At 62.9% G+C, this 17275-nt stretch carries 15 protein-coding genes; all 15 read right to left on the bottom strand.

All coding sequences use genetic code 11. The features are described 5' to 3' along the window. Positions 1–118: 118 nt before the first annotated feature. Positions 119–1792: a ribonuclease J gene (locus tag IH615_RS03260; RefSeq protein ID WP_291359767.1), complete on the bottom strand. Its 1674-nt coding sequence runs from the start codon at positions 1790–1792 to the stop codon at positions 119–121. Between the two features lie 74 nt (positions 1793–1866). Further along, positions 1867–2697, bottom strand: a complete 831-nt coding sequence (locus IH615_RS03255) for a biotin--[acetyl-CoA-carboxylase] ligase (RefSeq protein WP_291359766.1) — start codon at positions 2695–2697, stop codon at positions 1867–1869. Beyond that, a complete protein-coding gene (gene nuoN, locus IH615_RS03250; RefSeq protein WP_291359765.1) occupies positions 2698–4143 on the bottom strand; it encodes an NADH-quinone oxidoreductase subunit NuoN in 1446 nt (481 codons plus the stop codon). A gap of 9 nt (positions 4144–4152) precedes the next feature. Next, positions 4153–5742 (bottom strand): NADH-quinone oxidoreductase subunit M, encoded by a 1590-nt coding sequence (locus tag IH615_RS03245; RefSeq protein ID WP_291359763.1) that lies wholly within the window; start codon positions 5740–5742, stop codon positions 4153–4155. After that, positions 5742–7817: an NADH-quinone oxidoreductase subunit L gene (gene nuoL, locus IH615_RS03240; protein WP_291359762.1), complete on the bottom strand. Its 2076-nt coding sequence runs from the start codon at positions 7815–7817 to the stop codon at positions 5742–5744. Before nuoL ends, IH615_RS03245 begins: the two co-directional genes overlap by 1 nt. Positions 7818–7826: 9 nt before the next feature. Further along, entirely contained in the window at positions 7827–8135 is a 309-nt protein-coding gene (nuoK, locus tag IH615_RS03235; RefSeq protein WP_291359837.1) for an NADH-quinone oxidoreductase subunit NuoK, read from the bottom strand. Positions 8136–8150: 15 nt separating this feature from the next. Beyond that, complete coding sequence (locus IH615_RS03230; protein ID WP_291359761.1) at positions 8151–8759, bottom strand: NADH-quinone oxidoreductase subunit J; 609 nt, start codon at positions 8757–8759, stop codon at positions 8151–8153. 13 nt (positions 8760–8772) lie between these two features. Continuing rightward, on the bottom strand, positions 8773–9261 hold the full coding sequence (gene nuoI / locus IH615_RS03225; protein ID WP_291359759.1) for an NADH-quinone oxidoreductase subunit NuoI: 489 nt from the start codon (positions 9259–9261) through the stop codon (positions 8773–8775). After that, positions 9261–10358 (bottom strand): NADH-quinone oxidoreductase subunit NuoH, encoded by a 1098-nt coding sequence (gene nuoH / locus IH615_RS03220; protein ID WP_291359757.1) that lies wholly within the window; start codon positions 10356–10358, stop codon positions 9261–9263. Before nuoH ends, nuoI begins: the two co-directional genes overlap by 1 nt. Before the next feature lie 9 nt (positions 10359–10367). Then, positions 10368–12470 carry an NADH-quinone oxidoreductase subunit NuoG gene (gene nuoG / locus IH615_RS03215; RefSeq protein ID WP_291359755.1) on the bottom strand — a complete coding sequence of 701 codons (2103 nt, stop codon included), beginning with the start codon at positions 12468–12470 and terminating at the stop codon, positions 10368–10370. Positions 12471–12475: 5 nt separating this feature from the next. Then, positions 12476–13783 (bottom strand): NADH-quinone oxidoreductase subunit NuoF, encoded by a 1308-nt coding sequence (gene nuoF, locus IH615_RS03210; RefSeq protein WP_291359753.1) that lies wholly within the window; start codon positions 13781–13783, stop codon positions 12476–12478. An 11-nt stretch (positions 13784–13794) separates the two neighbouring features. Beyond that, positions 13795–15111: an NADH-quinone oxidoreductase subunit NuoE gene (nuoE, locus tag IH615_RS03205; RefSeq protein WP_291359751.1), complete on the bottom strand. Its 1317-nt coding sequence runs from the start codon at positions 15109–15111 to the stop codon at positions 13795–13797. After that, positions 15111–16304: an NADH-quinone oxidoreductase subunit D gene (locus IH615_RS03200; RefSeq protein WP_291359749.1), complete on the bottom strand. Its 1194-nt coding sequence runs from the start codon at positions 16302–16304 to the stop codon at positions 15111–15113. The genes nuoE and IH615_RS03200 overlap by 1 nt, the downstream gene beginning before the upstream one ends. Beyond that, positions 16301–16918 (bottom strand): NADH-quinone oxidoreductase subunit C, encoded by a 618-nt coding sequence (locus IH615_RS03195; protein WP_291359748.1) that lies wholly within the window; start codon positions 16916–16918, stop codon positions 16301–16303. Before IH615_RS03195 ends, IH615_RS03200 begins: the two co-directional genes overlap by 4 nt. A gap of 11 nt (positions 16919–16929) precedes the next feature. Continuing rightward, positions 16930–17275: NADH-quinone oxidoreductase subunit NuoB (gene nuoB / locus IH615_RS03190; protein WP_291359747.1), on the bottom strand; the 346-nt coding region annotated here is incomplete at its 5' end.

Genomic DNA, 17275 nt, shown 5'->3' with positions numbered 1-17275 from the left:
GGCCGAGCGTTGGTCGGCCTCGTGGTGCACTTGGCGCACCACGAGGCCGGGACAGTATAGTGCCACGCCCCATCCTTCGACAGGCTCGGGATGAGGCTATTGGTGAGGCACGTCGCCGCTATACCCGGTGCACGAAAACCGAGACGTTTGGCTTGCGGCCCCAATAGGCGTTGACCTCGTTGCGGATGGCTTTGAACAGGGCCGAGTTCAGCACTTCGGTATCGCTGCGTCGCTTGGGCGGCATGGATTTGAGCACGCCGGCAACGGTGTCCTCGACCAGTTCACTCAGCGACTCGTCTTCGGTCTCGGGCAGGCCCTCGATGACGAGATCGGGGCCCGAAACGACCTGGCCGCCACCATTGACGCAGAGGCTGACCACGACGTGGCCGCCAAAAGACAACCGGCGGCGACCTTTGACGCCGGATTCTTCGGGTGTGCAGAGCACGAGGCCATCGAGATAGAGTTCGCCGGTGCGCACCTCGGCCGGGAAGGCCAGGGGTTCTGGGAACAGCCGCACCAGGTCGCCGTTGCGCGTGTCGATGACGTTGGGAATGCCGGATTCGCGGCCAAGCTTGGCATGGGCCGTGAGGTGCACGGCTTCGCCGTGAACCGGTACCAGCACCTCGGGTTTGACCCAGTCGTAAAGCCGACGGAGTTCTTCACGGCGGGGGTGGCCGGTCACGTGGACGAGACCATCATTGGCGGTGATGACTTCGACGCCCTTGTCGATCAGCATATTCTGGATATCGATGACTTCGCGCTCGTTACCGGGAATGGCCCAGGACGAGAAGATCATGCGGTCGCCGGCATTGAGATCGATGACCGGATGTTCGCCGCGCGCGATGCGGGCGATGGCGGCGCGCGCCTCGCCCTGGCTGCCGGTGCAGATCAGCACGATCTTGTTGCGGGCAATGGTCTTGTAGGCGTCCTGGTCGAGCAGGGGCGGCAGGCCTTCGAGCATGCCCAGTTCACGGGCGATGCCGGTGATGCGATGCAGCGAGCGGCCCGACATCACCACCTGGCGTCCTGCCTTCTCGGCGGCACGAACGATAGAGATGACGCGACCGACATTTGACGCGAAGGTGGTGACGGCGACGCGATTGGGCGCCTCGGCGATCATCGCTGCCAGATTGGCGGCCACCTCAGCCTCGCTTGGGCTCTCGCCGTCCTTGAGCGCGTTGGTGGAGTCGCAGATCAGGGCGAGCGGCGTGGAACGGTCTTCGCCGATCTTCTGCAGGCGCGCCACGTCGGTGGGGGCGTTGCCTACCGGCGTCGGGTCAAGCTTCCAGTCGCCGGTATGCAGCACCCGCCCGATCGGCGTCGAGATCAGCAGCGCATTGGATTCAGGGATCGAGTGGGCGACGTTGATCGCCTCGATAGTGAAGGGGCCGATCTCGAAAGGCTTGCCCGGACGCATGATGGTGATGTCGACGTTTTCAACAATGCCATCCCCTGCCCGCTTGGCAGCCAGCATTGCCGCCGTGAACGGGGTGCAGAAGACGGGCTTTTCAAAGCCCGGCCAGAGGTCGAGCACGGCGCCATAATGGTCTTCGTGGGAGTGGGTGAGGATCAGCGCCAGCACGTCGTCGGCGCGTTCTTCGAGGAATTCGGGGTTGGCCATGATCAGCTCGATGCCCGGCAGGTCGGGCCCGCCGAAGGTCACGCCGCAATCGACCACGATCCACTTGCGCGAGCGCTCGGGGCCAAAGCCATAGGCGCCCATATTCATGCCGATTTCGCCGACGCCGCCGAGCGGCACGAAGACGAGTTCATCCCTTTGGTTTTTAGCCATGGGTCAGTTCAGTCCTTTCGAGCGCAGCGCCGGAGCGATCTTTGGTCGCCGGTCGCCTGCGCAGTAGTTTGTGGTCAGCTTCGGGCGCTGGCCGTTGCCCCAAAATGCACGTCGCCCGCGGTAATCGCGATGCGACGGTTGTCGTCGGCGCGGATGATCAATCGTCCGTCGTCGTCGATCGTTTCAAAAATCCCGCGCACGATGTCGCCGTGCTGGTTGACGGCCACTGGTGCGCCGATGCCGGCGGCGGAAGCGCGCCAGTGCTTGAGCACGTCGCCAATACCGCGGCCGTCGTTCCAGAGGCCGAAGGTTTCGACCCAGGCATCGCTCAACGCCTCGAACACATCCTCGGCGGCTCTGACAACGCCGAGGTCGGCCAGGCTGGTGGCCGGGTATGGCAGCCCCTGCGGCGCGGCCACCACATTGACGCCGAAGCCGATGGCTACCGCATGGCGGCCGTCCGGGAGCTTACTGGCCTCGAGCAGGATGCCGGCGAGCTTGGCGCCATCGGCCAGCACATCATTGGGCCACTTGAGCGCGATGCGGGAATGACCGCCAATCGCGTCGGCTCCGTCGATGCCGATCTTGACCAAGCCGTTCGGGAGGATGCTGGACAGCGCACGATTGAGGGACACACCGGCGACAAAGCCCAGCGTTGCCGCCAGGGTGGGCGCGGTCTCCGGAACTATCAAGAGCGTGGCAGCGAGATTGCCGTGCGGGCTCTCCCATTGACGACCGCGACGCCCCCTGCCCGAGGTCTGCTGGCGCGCCGCAAACCAGATGCCGCCCGGGTCGCCAGCGGTGGCCGCCTCGATAGCCTCGGAATTGGTCGACCCGATGCTGTCATAGCCGCGCAGCCGGTATCCGGCCGCGCGCGCTGTTGGCCCGAGGGCGAAGCTTGTCACCTAGAACAGGCTTCCGGCGGCAGTATGGGCGAAGGTGGCCAAGGGACTGCCGACGGTGAAGTAGTAGGTGACAACCAGGAAGCCGCTGACCGCCATGATGATATTGAGTTCGGCCGGCACGGCCTCGAATTTGGCGACGGGCTCGTCGAAATACATCACCTTCACGACCCGGAGATAGTAGAAGGCGCTGACCGCCGAAGCCAGCACGCCGATGACCGCCAGCACGTAGAGCTGCGCGTCGATCGCGGCCAGGAAGGCGTGCCACTTGGCGAAAAACCCGGCCAGCGGCGGCATGCCGATCAGCGAGAACATGATGATCGCCATGATGGCCGCGACGAACGGCCGGGCCTGGGCGGCGCCGCGAAGATCATCAATGTTCTCGACAAAGCCAGCCTCGGTGCGCAGTGACAGGATGCAGGCGAACAGCCCCACCGTCATCGCTACATAGATGGCCATGTAGATGGCGACGCCTTCGACGCCGACCTGCGTGCCCGAGGACAGGCTGACCAGCGCGAAACCGACATGGCCGATCGAGGAATAGGCGATGAGGCGCTTGATCGACTTCTGGCCGATGGCGGCGAAGGCGGCGAGAACCATGGAAGCGATGGACAGGAAGATGACGATCTGCTGCCAGTCGTGGGCAATACCCTGGAAGGTATCCATCACCAGCCGGACCATCAGGGCCATGGCCGCCACTTTGGGGCCCATGGCGAAGAAGGCGGTCACCGGGGTCGGCGCGCCTTCATAGACGTCGGGCGTCCACATGTGGAACGGCACGGCGGAGATCTTGAAGGCAATGCCGGCGAGCAGGAAGACCACGCCGAAGATCAGGCCGATCGAGCGACCTTCATTGGCAATGGCGAGCACGATTTCCTGAAGATTGGTATGGCCGGTAAAACCATAGATCAGCGACGCGCCATAGAGCAGCATGCCGGAGCTGAGGGCGCCCAGCACGAAATACTTGAGGCCGGCTTCGGTCGCCTTGCCATCGTCGCGCTTGATGGCGGCGAGAACATAGAGCGACAGCGACTGCAGCTCGAGGCCGACATAAAGGCTCATCAGGTCGTTGGCCGACACCATGGCCATCATGCCCAGCGTCGCGAGGAGCACCAGGATGGCATATTCGAACTTGTGGGTGCCCTGCTCCTCCGCATGGGGCAGCGCCAGCAGCAGCGAGAAGGCCGAGCCGCCCAGCACAAGCGCCTTCATAAAGCGGGCGAAACTGTCGGCGATGAAGACGCCGTTGAACAGCACGCCTTCTGCTGGTGCAAACAGGATCAGTGCAGCCACTGCGAGCAGCAGCAGCACCGAGGCGTAAGACACAAGGATCGAGCGTTCCTTGTTGATGACCACGCCCACCACGAGCAGCACAACGGCGCCTATGGCCAGGAGCATTTCCGGATAGGCAGGAGCCAGGCTCGCGAAATCGATAACGTCTGAGTTCACGGGACTCTCCTAGTGGGCAGCCGGTTCGGCGGCCGGCTCTTCAGTAGCGTGCTCGCCTTCGGCGGCAACCGGTTCGGCATGTTCCAGCGGCGCCTGGGCATCGGCCAGCGACACAGCCGGGTCGAGGCCGACCGAGGTTGCATAATGCGAGACGAGGTTGTCGACGGCAGCGGCGGTCGTGTCGAGGATCGGGGCGGGGTAGAAGCCGAACACGATGGTCAGCACGATCAGGGGATAAAGGATGATCTTTTCGCGCAGGTCGAGATCGAGGATGCCCTTGAGGCTGTCCTTGGTCAGTGCGCCGAAGATCACCCGGCGATAGAGCCAGAGCGCGTAGCCGGCTGAGAAGATCACGCCGAAAGCGGCGCCGAAGGCGGCCCAGGTATTGACCTGGAACACACCGATCATGGTCAGGAATTCGCCGACGAAGCCGGACGTGCCGGGCAGGCCGACATTGGCCATGGTGAAGACCATGAAGGCAAAGGCATAGCGCGGCATGCGCTCGACGAGGCCACCATAGGCCTCGATATCGCGGGTATGCATGCGGTCATAGATGACGCCGACGCAAAGGAAGAGCGCGCCCGAGACAATGCCGTGAGAGATCATCTGGAACATGGCGCCCTGGATGCCCAGCGCGTTGCCGGCAAAGATGCCCATGGTCACAAAGCCCATGTGGGCCACTGACGAATAGGCGATCAGCTTCTTGATATCGGTCTGCACCAGGGCAACCAGTGAGGTCACGATGATGGCGGCGACGGAGAGGAAGAAGATGATGTTGGCGAACTGTGCCGAGGCATCGGGGAACATGGGCAGGCTGAAGCGCAGGAAGCCGTAGCCGCCCAGTTTCAGCAGGATTGCGGCCAGGATCACCGAGCCGGCCGTTGGCGCCTGCACGTGCGCTTCCGGCAGCCAGCGATGGAACGGCCACATCGGCATCTTGACGGCGAGCGAGGCGAAGAACGCCCACCACAGCCAGGGCTGCCAGGATTCGGGGAATTCATGGGTCAGGAGCTTGGAAATGTCGGTCGTGCCGCCATTCCAGTACATGGCCATGATGGCCAGCAACATCAGCACCGAGCCGATGAAGGTATAGAAGAAGAACTTGTAGCTAGCCTGGATGCGAGCCGAACCGCCCCAGATGCCGATGATCAGGAACATCGGCAGCAGCGTGCCTTCGAAGAACACATAGAACATGGCCAGGTCGAGCGTGGTGAACACGCCGATCATCAGCGTCTCGAGGATCAGGAATACGATCATGTATTCCTTGACCTTGGTCTCGATGCTTTCCCAGCTGGCGAGGATGGCAAAGGGCATCAGCAGCGCCGTCAGTACCACGAACAGCACGGAGATGCCGTCGACGCCGACGCGATAGCCGATCGTGTCGCCGATCCAGGCGTAGTTGACCACGAACTGGAAGCCCGGGTCGGACGGATCGAAGGTCTGCCACATGGCCAGCGACAGCGCGAACACGACAATGGTCACGATCAGCGCCATCCAGCGGATGGCATTGAGCGAAGTCTTGGGCGTGAACAGCAGCACGATGGCGCCGACGAAGGGCAGCCAGGTGAGGACTGTGAGAATGGTATTGGAGAAGTTCATCAGATCAGTCCCCCGGCCGCAATGGCCCAGGTCAACAGCGCCGCGACGCCAATCAGCATGGCGAAGGCATAGTGGTAGACATAGCCCGACTGGAGCTTGGTGACCCAGGCGGTCACGTTCTGCACCCGGCGGACAAGACCCTCGGTGAGCTTGTCATCAATCAGCCAGTCATCGAAGCCCTTCCAGAAGGCGCGTCCGATCCACAAAGCCGGCTTGACGAAGATGAAGTTGTACAGCTCGTCGAAGTACCACTTGTTGAGCAGGAACTGGTAAAGCCCCGGATTGGTAGCCGCCAGCTTGCCCGGCAGGTCCGGACGGCGGATATACATGACATAGGCGGTCACGAAGCCGATGATCATGGCGACGGTCGCGCTCCACTTGACCCAGAGGGGCACGTGATGGGCGGCCTCGATGATCTCGTGATCAACGACGAGCGAGCCGGCGAAGAAGTGCTCGATATGCGCCACGTCGTGGAAGAACATGCCGTAGAATACCGCACCGGCCAGCACCGCACCGACTGCCAGCACATAGAGCGGCACCAGCATGACGTTGGGCGCTTCATGGGCGTGGTCATAGGCCGAGCCGTGATGGTGATCATCGTGGCCGTGGTCGTCGTGAGCCGCGTGATCGTCATGCGCGTGGTCGTCGTGGCCATGCGGTGCCGGGCGCGGCGAGCCGTGGAAGGTCAGGTGGATCAGGCGCCACGAGTAGAAGCTGGTGAACAGCGCCGCGACGACCAGCATCCAGAAGGCGAACATGCCAGTATTGCCGCCGACGGCATAGGCCGCCTCGATGATGGAGTCCTTGGAGAAGAAGCCGGCAAAGCCGAGCCATTCCGTGCCGGGAATACCGACGCCGGTCAGCGCCAGCGTGCCGATCATCATCATCGCATAGGTGATGGGGATCTTCTTGCGCAGGCCGCCCATGTTCCGCATGTCCTGCTCATGGTGCATGGCGTGGATGACCGCGCCGGCGCCCAGGAACAGTAGCGCCTTGAAGAAGGCGTGGGTGAACAGGTGGAAGATGCCGGCCGAATAGGCCCCTGCCCCGAGCGCCACGAACATGTAGCCGAGCTGCGAACAGGTCGAATAGGCGATGACGCGTTTGATGTCGTTCTGCACCAGGCCAACCGTGGCAGCGAAGAAGGCGGTGATGGCGCCGATGACCAGCACGACGGTGAGGGCAAAGGGTGAGGTCTCGAACAGCGGCGACAGGCGAGCCACCATGAACACGCCCGCAGTCACCATGGTCGCGGCATGGATGAGAGCCGACACAGGGGTCGGGCCTTCCATGGCGTCCGGCAGCCAGGTGTGCAGCAGGAACTGCGCCGACTTGCCCATGGCGCCCATGAACAGCAGCAGGCAGATAACGGTCATGGCATCGAGCTGCCACCCGAGGAACTGCATGACCGGCAGGCCAGTGGTCGAGAACTCGCCGGCAGCATGGAAGGCGCCGTCGAAATCGGCGTGACCGAGCACCATGAAGGCGCCAAAGATGCCGAGGGCGAAGCCGAAGTCGCCGACACGGTTGACGATGAAGGCCTTCATCGCGGCGGCCGTTGCCGAAGGGCGCGTGTACCAGAAGCCGATCAGCAGGTAGGACGCCAGGCCTACGCCTTCCCAGCCGAAGAACATCTGCAGGAAGTTGTCGGCCGTCACCAGCATCAGCATGGCGAAGGTGAAGAGCGACAGGTAGGCGAAGAAGCGGTTACGGTGCGGATCATCGGCCATGTAGCCGATGGAATAGACGTGCACGAGGCTCGAGACCGTGTTGACCACCACCAGCATGACGGCGGTCAGCGTATCGATGCGCAGCACCCAGCGCAGGTCCATGTCGCCGACCTGAATCCAGCGCATGACTTCCACTTTGACCACGGCTGTGTGGTCGACCACTTCAGCGCCCACCAGCCCGCCGCCAAAGGCGACCGGCAGGAAGACGACCCAGCTCAGCACGGCTGAGATGATCAGCAGGCCCGTGGTCAGATATTCGCTGGGGCGGTGACCGATGGTACGGCCCAGCAGCCCCGCGATCAGCGCACCGATGAGGGGCAGGAAAACAATCGCCTGATAGATCATAGCGGTGGCTTAGCCCTTCATGCTGCTGATGTCCTCAACCGCGATGGAGCCGCGGTTGCGGTAGAAAATGACAAGGATGGCAAGGCCGATGGCGGCCTCGGCGGCGGCGACGGTCAGGATCAGCAGCGCGAATATCTGCCCCTGCAGATCGTTGAGCGCGGCACTGAACGCCACCATGTTGAGGTTCACCGCCAGGAGGATCAGCTCGACCGACATCAGGATGACGATGACGTTCTTGCGGTTGATGAAGATGCCGAACACGCCGAGCGTGAACAGGATTGCTGCTACGGTCAGGTAGTGACCGAGCCCGATACCCAAGCCCATGTTTGCCTCCTACAACCCTTGACCGCTTTTGACTTTGACGACTTGCAGCGTTTCCGAAGCCCGACGAGCGACCTGATCGATCGGGTTCTGGCGCTTGACGTTGCTCTTGTGACGCAGGGTCAGCACGATGGCGCCGATCATGGCGACCAGCAACACGGCGCCCGCCCCCTGGAACAGGAAGATATAGCGCGTATAGAGCACCAGCCCGATCGCGGTCATGTTGTCGACCGTGCCGTCGATCGGCAGCGCCGACCCCGAGGCCGCCTCAGGCGAGATGACGAAGCTCCCCGCGAGCAGCAGCAGTTCGAGCAGCAGCACGAGTCCGACGACGACGCCGACTGGGGCATATTGCAGGAAGCCGCTGCGCATCGACGTGAAATCCACGTCGAGCATCATGACCACGAACAGGAACAGCACGGCCACGGCGCCCACATAGACCACGATCAGCAGCAGCGCCAGGAACTCGGCCCCGGCCAGCATGAACAGGCCAGAGGCGTTGAAGAAGGCCAGGATCAGGAACAGCACGGCATGCACCGGATTGCGCGCCGAAATGACCATCACGGCCGACACGATGGCAATCGCCGAGAACAGATAGAAGAAGAATAGTGGAAGGGTCATTGGCTCTTCCCTCTCAGCGATACGGCGCGTCGGCGCTGAGGTTGGCTGCGATTTCACGCTCCCAACGGTCGCCGTTGGCGAGGAGCTTTTCCTTGGAGAAGTAGAGCTCTTCACGCGTTTCGGTTGCGAATTCGAAGTTCGGGCCCTCGACGATGGCGTCGACCGGGCAGGCTTCCTGGCAGAAACCGCAATAGATGCACTTCACCATGTCGATGTCATAGCGCACCGTGCGGCGAGTGCCGTCATTCTGGCGCGGGCCGGCTTCGATGGTGATGGCCTGGGCCGGGCAGATGGCTTCGCACAGCTTGCAGGCGATGCAGCGCTCTTCCCCGTTGGGATAGCGACGCAAAGCATGTTCACCGCGGAAACGCGGGCTGACATGCCCCTTTTCGAAGGGGTAGTTGATGGTCGGCCGCGGCGAGAAGAAATACCGCATGGTCAGGCCAAAGGCCTTTACCAGCTCGGTGAGCAGTAGCGTGTTGACGAACTGGGTGGCGCGCATCAGGCCATCCCTCCATGCCAGCCCCAGCCGGTGAGCTGAAGAACGAATGCAACAATGATGACCATGGCCAGCGACAGCGGCAGGAACAGCTTCCAGCCAATGCGCATCAACTGGTCATAGCGGTAGCGCGGCACGATGGCCTTGGCCATGGCGAACATGAAGAACACCATGCTCACCTTGATGAAGAACCAGACGAGGCCCGGAATCCAGGTGAAGGGCGGCAGATCGATCGGCGAGGCCCAGCCACCCAGGAACAGGATGGTGGTCATGGCGCACATGAGTAGGATCGAAATGTACTCGCCCAGCATGAACAGCAGGTAGGGCGTGGCCGAATATTCGGTCATGAAGCCGGCAACCAGCTCGGATTCGCCTTCCACCAGGTCGAATGGCGGGCGGTTCGTCTCGGCGAGGGCCGAGATGTAGAACACCACGAACATCGGGAACAGCGGCAGCCAGAACCAGTTGAGGAACGATAGCCACGGCACGCCCAGGGTATGGGCAAGGCCCATTTCCTGCTGTGCGACGACGATATCCTGCAGGTTCAGCGAACCGACGCAGAGCAGGACGGTGATGATGACGAGGCCGATGGAGACTTCGTAGGACACCATCTGGGCGGCGGAACGAAGCGAACCGAGGAACGGATACTTCGAGTTGGACGCCCAGCCGCCGATGATGACGCCATAGACGCCGAGCGATGAGATCGCCAGCAGGTAGAGGATGCCCAGATTGACATTGCCGATGGCAAGGCCAGCGTCCACCGGGATGACGGCCCAGCCGGCCAGCGCCAGCGTCGCCGTGATCAATGGCGCCAGCAGGAACAGCACCTTGTCGGCGCCGCCCGGAATGACGGCTTCCTTGAGGGCAAATTTCAGCAGGTCGGCGAAGCTCTGCAGCAGGCCGAACGGACCCACGACGTTGGGGCCACGGCGCAATTGCACGGCGGCCCAGATCTTGCGGTCCGCCAGCAGGATGAAGGCGGTGAAGATCAGCAGGCCAACCAGCAACAGCAGGGCCTTGTAGATCAGGCCAACCTGCACGCCCCAGCCAAGGACCGGGATGCCGAGCAGGTAGTCTAGTGCGGAGAGAATAAAGTCCATTGTTCTCCCCTACTCCGCGGCCTGGCGCAGGCCGGCGGCCGTGGCGGCGCATTCGCCCATGACGGCGGAGGCGCGGGCGATCGGATTGCTGAGATAGAAGTCCTTGACGGCCGAGCCGTATGGCGCCGACTTGGTCTTGATGGCTGCCTTGGCGAGCTTGGCAATATCGGCGACCGAACCGGGCGCGATCTGGTCGATGCGGGCCAGATGCGGGAATTCCGCATAGATGGCAGCGCGGAGCTGCGTCAGCGAATTGAACGGTAGCGGCTTGCCAAGAGCACCCGACAGGGCGCGGATGATCGACCAGTCTTCCTTGGCATCACCCGGCGGGAACACGGCGCGGTTGGTCACCTGGACGCGGCCCTCGGTATTGACATAAGTGCCGGACTTTTCGGTGTAGGTCGCGCCCGGTAGGATGACGTCGGCGCGGTGCGCACCTGCATCGCCGTGGCTGCCGATATAAACGACGAAGGCCTTGCCCATGGCAGAGGTGTCGTATTCATCGGCGCCGAGCAGGAACAGCACATCGAGCTCGCCCTTGCCGGCCAGGCCGATCTGGTCGGCCGAGCAGACGCCACCGTCATGCGGCACGAAGCCGATGTCGATGCCGCCGACGCGGCTGGCCGCATTGTGCAGTAGCGCGAAGCCGTTCCAGCCTTCTGCCACATTGGGGCCGGTCGCCAGCTTGGCGGCCAGGGCAATGGTGTCGCGGCCGGCCTGCTTGCCCAGCGTCGCATGCGACACAGCTCCTTCGCCGACGATGATCAGCGGATTCTTCGCGTTGGCCAGGATTTCGCCGAATGAGCCCTTGCCGGCGGCCAGGTCGGCCAGCGACTCGAAGCCTTCGCCGAGATAGCTGTAGGCATAGGTCAGGTCAGCCTTTTCGCCGATGACGGCGATCGGCAGGCCCTTGGCGCGCCAGGTCTTGCGGATGCGTGCGTTGACGAGCGACGCTTCCCGGCGCGGATTGGCGCCAATGATGACGATGGCGTCGGCCTGCTCGATGCCCGCAATGGTCGGGTTAAAGATATAGGCCGAGCGCGGCATGGACGGGTCGATGCCCGACATGGCCGGACGCACGTCGGTCATGCCAGAGCCGACCGAAGCCAGCAGGGCCTTGAGCGCGTACATCTCTTCGACAGCGGCCAGGTCACCGGCGATCGCGCCGACCTTGTTGCCGGCCTTCTTCATGCGCGCCGCGACGGCAGCGAGTGCCTCGTCCCAGCTTACAGGTTGCAGCTTGCCGGACTTGCGCACATAGGGGCGGTCGAGCCGTTGGCTCTTGAGGCCGTCCCAGATGAAGCGGGTCTTGTCGGAAATCCACTCTTCGTTGATGGCCTCGTTGATGCGCGGCAGGATGCGCATCACTTCGCGGCCGCGGCTATCAACGCGGATATTGGAGCCTACCGCATCCATCACGTCGATGGATTCGGTCTTGGTCAATTCCCACGGACGGGCGTTGAAAGCATAAGGCTTGCTGGTCAGCGCGCCGACCGGGCAGAGGTCGATGACGTTGCCCTGCAGCTCGCTGGTCAGCGCCTGCTCGAGATAGGTGGTGATCTCGGCATCCTCGCCACGACCCAACAGCCCCATCTCGGCAATGCCGGCGACTTCGGTGGTGAAGCGGACGCAACGCGTGCAGTGGATGCAGCGGTTCATCGAGGTCTTGACCAGCGGGCCAATATACTTGTCCTCGACGGCGCGCTTGTTCTCGGCGAAGCGGTTCTTGTCCACGCCATAGGCCATGGCCTGGTCCTGCAGATCGCATTCGCCGCCCTGATCGCAGATCGGGCAATCGAGCGGGTGGTTGATCAGCAGGAATTCCATCACGCCCTCGCGGGCCTTCTTGACCATCGGCGTGTTGGTGAACATTTCGGGCGGCTCGCCATTGGGGCCGGGACGCAGGTCCTTGACCGCCATGGCGCAGCTGGCCTGCGGCTTGGGTGGGCCACCTTTCACCTCGACCAGGCACATGCGGCAGTTGCCGGCCACCGACAGGCGCTCGTGGTAGCAGAAGCGCGGAATCTCGGCGCCCGCTGCCTCGGCCGCCTGCATCAGCGTGTAGTAGTCCGGGACTTCGACGAGTACGCCGTCGACTTTGATATTTGCCATCAGCCCTACTCCGCCGCGATCGACGGCACGGCGCCGTCGCTGGTGGACGAATATGTATACTGGTCGATCCGCTCTTCGATGACGTGGCGGAAGTTGCGGATCAGCCCCTGGATCGGCCACGCGGCGGCGTCGCCAAGCGCGCAGATGGTGTGGCCCTCGATCTGCTTGGTGACCTCGAACAACATGTCGATCTCGCGCTTCTGGGCGCGGCCTTCGACCATGCGTTCCATGACGCGCATCATCCAGCCGGTGCCTTCACGGCACGGCGTGCACTGGCCGCAGCTCTCATGCTTGTAGAAAGCCGACAGACGCCAGATGGCCTTGATGATGTCGGTCTGCTTGTCCATGACGATCACGGCAGCGGTGCCGAGCGAAGAACCCACTTCGCGCAGGCCGTCGAAATCCATGACCGCGTGACGGATCTTCTCGCCCGGAACGCAGGGAACCGAGGCGCCGCCGGGGATTACCGCCAGCAGGTTATCCCAGCCGCCGCGGATACCGCCGCAATGCTTCTCGATGATCTCCTCGAAGGTGACGCCCATGGCCTCTTCGAAGGTCGCCGGCTTGTTCACGTGGCCGGAGACGCACATCAGCTTGGTGCCGGTATTGTTGGCGCGGCCGATGGAGGCGAACCAGGCGCCCGAACGGCGCAGGATTTCGGGGACGACGGCAATCGACTCGACGTTGTTGACGGTCGTCGGGTTGCCATAGACGCCCATGCCGGCCGGGAATGGCGGCTTGAGGCGCGGCTGGCCCTTCTTGCCTTCCAGCGATTCCATCAGTGCGGTTTCTTCGCCGCAGATATAGGCGCCGGCGCCGTGGTGGACGATGATGTCCAGGTCCCAGCCGTGGATGTTGTCCTTGCCGATCAGCTTGGCTTCATAAGCCTGCTCGACGGCGGCCTCAAGGCGTTGGCGCTCGCGGATGAACTCGCCACGGACATAGATGAAGGCCAGATGCGCATCCATGGCGCGGGCAGCAAGCAGGCAGCCTTCTACCAGATGGTGCGGATCATGCCGCAAGATATCCCGGTCCTTGCATGTGCCAGGCTCGGACTCGTCGGCATTGACCAGGAGGTAATGCGGACGGCCATCATTGACCTTGGGCATGAAGGTCCATTTGAGCGCAGTCGGGCAACCGGCGCCGCCGCGGCCACGCAGGCCCGAGGCCTTGACCTCGTTGGTGATCCAGTCACGACCGGCGTCGATGAACTCCTTGGTGCCCACCCAGGCGCCGCGCGAACGAGCGCCCTCGAGCGTCCAGTCGCCCTGGCCGTAGAGATTGGTGAAAATGCGGTCCTTGTCAGCGAGCACTCTTCATACTCCTAACGCGGCTTCTTGCCGAAGACGCGGATATATTCGGCCTCGCCACCCCGGGCGAGAGCTTCGGCCTGAGCCAGCCAGTTGTCACGCGAAACGCGCCCCCTGAAGCTCAGCGAGTCCTCGACCTTGGCGATGTCGTCGGGCGTGAACGCGGCGACCTGGCTCCACTTGGTGATGCCAAGCGCGTTGAGGCGGCCTTCAAGCACCGGACCAACGCCCGAAATCAGCTTGAGATCGTCGGGCGCACCTGAAGGCGCAGCAAACAGCGGCGCGCTACCACCCTTCTCCGCAGCCGGGTTCACCTCTTTGGGGTTCGCCTTGGGCGCGATGATGGTGCGCACCTTCTTGGTGCCGGTACCAGCGGCGCCATCAGCCGGTTCGGTAGCCGTCGGCTTAGCCGGTGCCTTGCCACCATCAACCTTGGCCGCGTCGGACTCGGCGCCCGTTGCATCTTCGCGCATTGCCTTGTTGGGCTTGCCATTGGCCTTCGCCGACGCATTGGCTGCCTTGCGCTCGCCTTCGGCCTTGGCCTCGGAAACCTTGGCGCTTGCCGGTGTACCCTTTAGCGCCGGAGCGTTTTCCGCTGCCACGTCCTTGGGCTTTCCAGCCGTTGTTGGCGTTGTCGCGGCCGGGGCCGCAGCGGCGGGAGCCGGTGCAGCCGGAGCTTCGGGTGCCGGAGGCGGCACGAACTTGGTCCGCGTGGCGCTGGGCTTTTCCACCAGCGTGGTGCGGCCACCTTCGGCCGAGGAATAGAGCCGCTCGATCTGCGGGCCCGGCTTGATGGTCGCGCCATTGCCGGCGGCGAAGGCATCGACGATTTCCTCGAAACGCTCGGGCGTCAGGTCTTCATATGTGTCGTGATAGATCGTCACCATCGGCGCGTTGACGCAGGCGCCGGCGCATTCGACCTCTTCCCAGCTCATGGTGCCATCGGCATTGAGATGGTGCGGATCGTGGTGGATCTTGGACTTGCAGATATCGAGGAGCTTCTCTGCCCCGCGCAGCATGCAGGGGGTCGTGCCGCAGACCTGGATATGGGCACGCGAGCCGACAGGCTGCAGCTGGAACTGAGTGTAGAAGGTCGCCACTTCCAGCACGCGGATATAGGCCATGCCCAGCATGTCCGCGATCGTCTCTATCGTGGCGCGGCTGACCCAGCCGTCCTGATCCTGGGCGCGCATGAGCAGCGGGATGACGGCAGACTGCTGACGGCCGGACGGGTAGAGCCCGATCTTCCATTCCGCCCATTTGGCGTTTTCAGCGGTAAAGGCGAACGATGCCGGTTGAACCGACTCATCCGCAAGGCGACGCGCAACCATCAGCGATCAACCTCTCCGAACACGATATCGAGCGAGCCAAGGATGGCCGATACGTCGGCCAGCATGTGGCCACGGCACAGGAAATCCATGGCTGACAGATGCGCAAAACCCGGCGCGCGGATCTTGCAGCGATAGGGCTTGTTGGTGCCGTCACTGACCAGATAAACGCCGAACTCGCCCTTGGGCGCTTCCACGGCGGCGTAGACCTCACCAGCGGGGACCTTGTAGCCCTCGGTATAGAGCTTGAAGTGATGGATGAGTGCCTCCATCGACTTCTTCATCTCGCCGCGCTTGGGCGGAACGACCTTGCCGTCGAGCGAGGAGACCGGGCCCTTGCCATCGGCGGCGTTCAGCTTGGCCACGCATTGCTGCATGATGTAGGTCGACTGCTTCATCTCTTCCATGCGGATGAGGTAGCGGTCGTAGCAGTCGCCATTCTTGCCGATCGGGATGTCGAAATCCATCTCGGCATAGCATTCGTAGGGCTGGCTCTTGCGCAGGTCCCAGGCAGCGCCCGAACCGCGCACCATCACGCCCGAAAAGCCCATATTCCAGGCGTCTTCGAGCTTCACCACGCCGATATCGACATTGCGCTGCTTGAAGATGCGTTTCTCGGTCAGGAGCGTATCGAGGTCGACGAGGAATTTCAGGAATTCGCCGCAGAAGGACTCGATATCGTCGACCAGCGCCTGCGGCAGGTCCTGGTGCACGCCGCCGGGACGGAAATAGGCCGCATGCATGCGCGCGCCGGAAGCGCGCTCATAGAAGATCATCAGCTTTTCGCGCCACTCAAAGCCCCAGACCGGCGGCGTCAGCGCGCCGACGTCCATGGCCTGGGTGGTAACGTTCATCAGGTGGGCCAGGAGGCGTCCGATTTCCGAATAGAGCACCCGAATGAGCTGCCCACGGCGTGGCACTTCGAGGCCCAGCAGCTTCTCGACGGCCAGGGCAAAGGCATGCTCCTGGTTCATCGGCGCCACATAGTCGAGGCGGTCGAAATACGGCACGGCCTGCAGATAGGTCTTGGATTCGATCAGCTTCTCGGTGCCGCGATGCAGCAGGCCGATATGCGGATCGACGCGCTCAACGATTTCGCCGTCGAGCTCAAGAATCAGACGCAGCACACCGTGCGCCGACGGGTGCACGGGGCCAAAGTTGATCGTGAAATTGCGGACTTCGGCTTCAACGGTCATTGCTTGGCCTTCTCGTCACCGGGGAGCACGTAATCGGTACCTTCCCAGGGCGACAGATAGTCGAACGAACGATATTCCTGCATCAGCTTGACCGGCTCATAGACGACGCGCTTGCGGCTTTCGTCATAGCGCACTTCCACAAAACCAGTGGTCGGGAAGTCCTTGCGCAGCGGATGACCGTCAAAGCCATAGTCGGTGAGAATGCGGCGCAGGTCGCCATGGCCCGAGAACAGGATGCCATAGAGATCATAGGCTTCGCGCTCGAACCATTCAGCGCCCTTGAACACGCCGGTGATGCTGGGAACGGGCGTGACATCGTCCGTCATGACCTTCACGCGAACGCGCTGGTTCAGGTATGGGCTCATGAAGTGGTAGACGACGTCGAAGCGCTCGTCGCGCGCCGGATAGTCGGCGCCGCAGACATCGACGAAACTGACAAAGCGGCAGCGTGGGTCATCGCGCAGGAACGTGGCGATCGCCACGATTGCGTCCTTTTCCGCGGTCAGAGTCAGCTCGCCAAAAGCGACTTCCTGCGACAGGATCGCCGGGCCGATGGCGCGCGCAATATGCTCGCCAAGGTCCACAAGCGGATCGACCTGGGTTACTTCATCCATTCTGGCTGACCCTAGCGTTCGATGGTGCCGGTGCGGCGGATTTTCTTTTGCAGCAACAGGATGCCGTAAAGAAGCGCTTCAGCGGTGGGCGGGCAGCCCGGAACGTAAATATCCACCGGCAACACGCGGTCACAGCCGCGCACGACCGAATAGGAATAGTGATAGTAGCCGCCGCCATTGGCGCAGCTACCCATGGAAATGACGTAGCGCGGCTCCGGCATCTGGTCGTAGACCTTGCGCAGCGCCGGAGCCATCTTGTTGGTCAGCGTACCGGCAACGATCAGCACGTCGGACTGGCGCGGCGAGGCGCGCGGGGCCGTGCCGAAGCGCTCGATATCGTAGCGCGGCATCGACATC

The organism is Devosia sp. (assembly GCF_014860165.1).
In the GTDB taxonomy this organism is placed as follows: Bacteria; Pseudomonadota; Alphaproteobacteria; order Rhizobiales; family Devosiaceae; genus Devosia.
The sequence above is the reverse complement of the archived record's forward strand: the minus strand, read 5'-3'. Positions and strand labels throughout refer to the sequence as shown.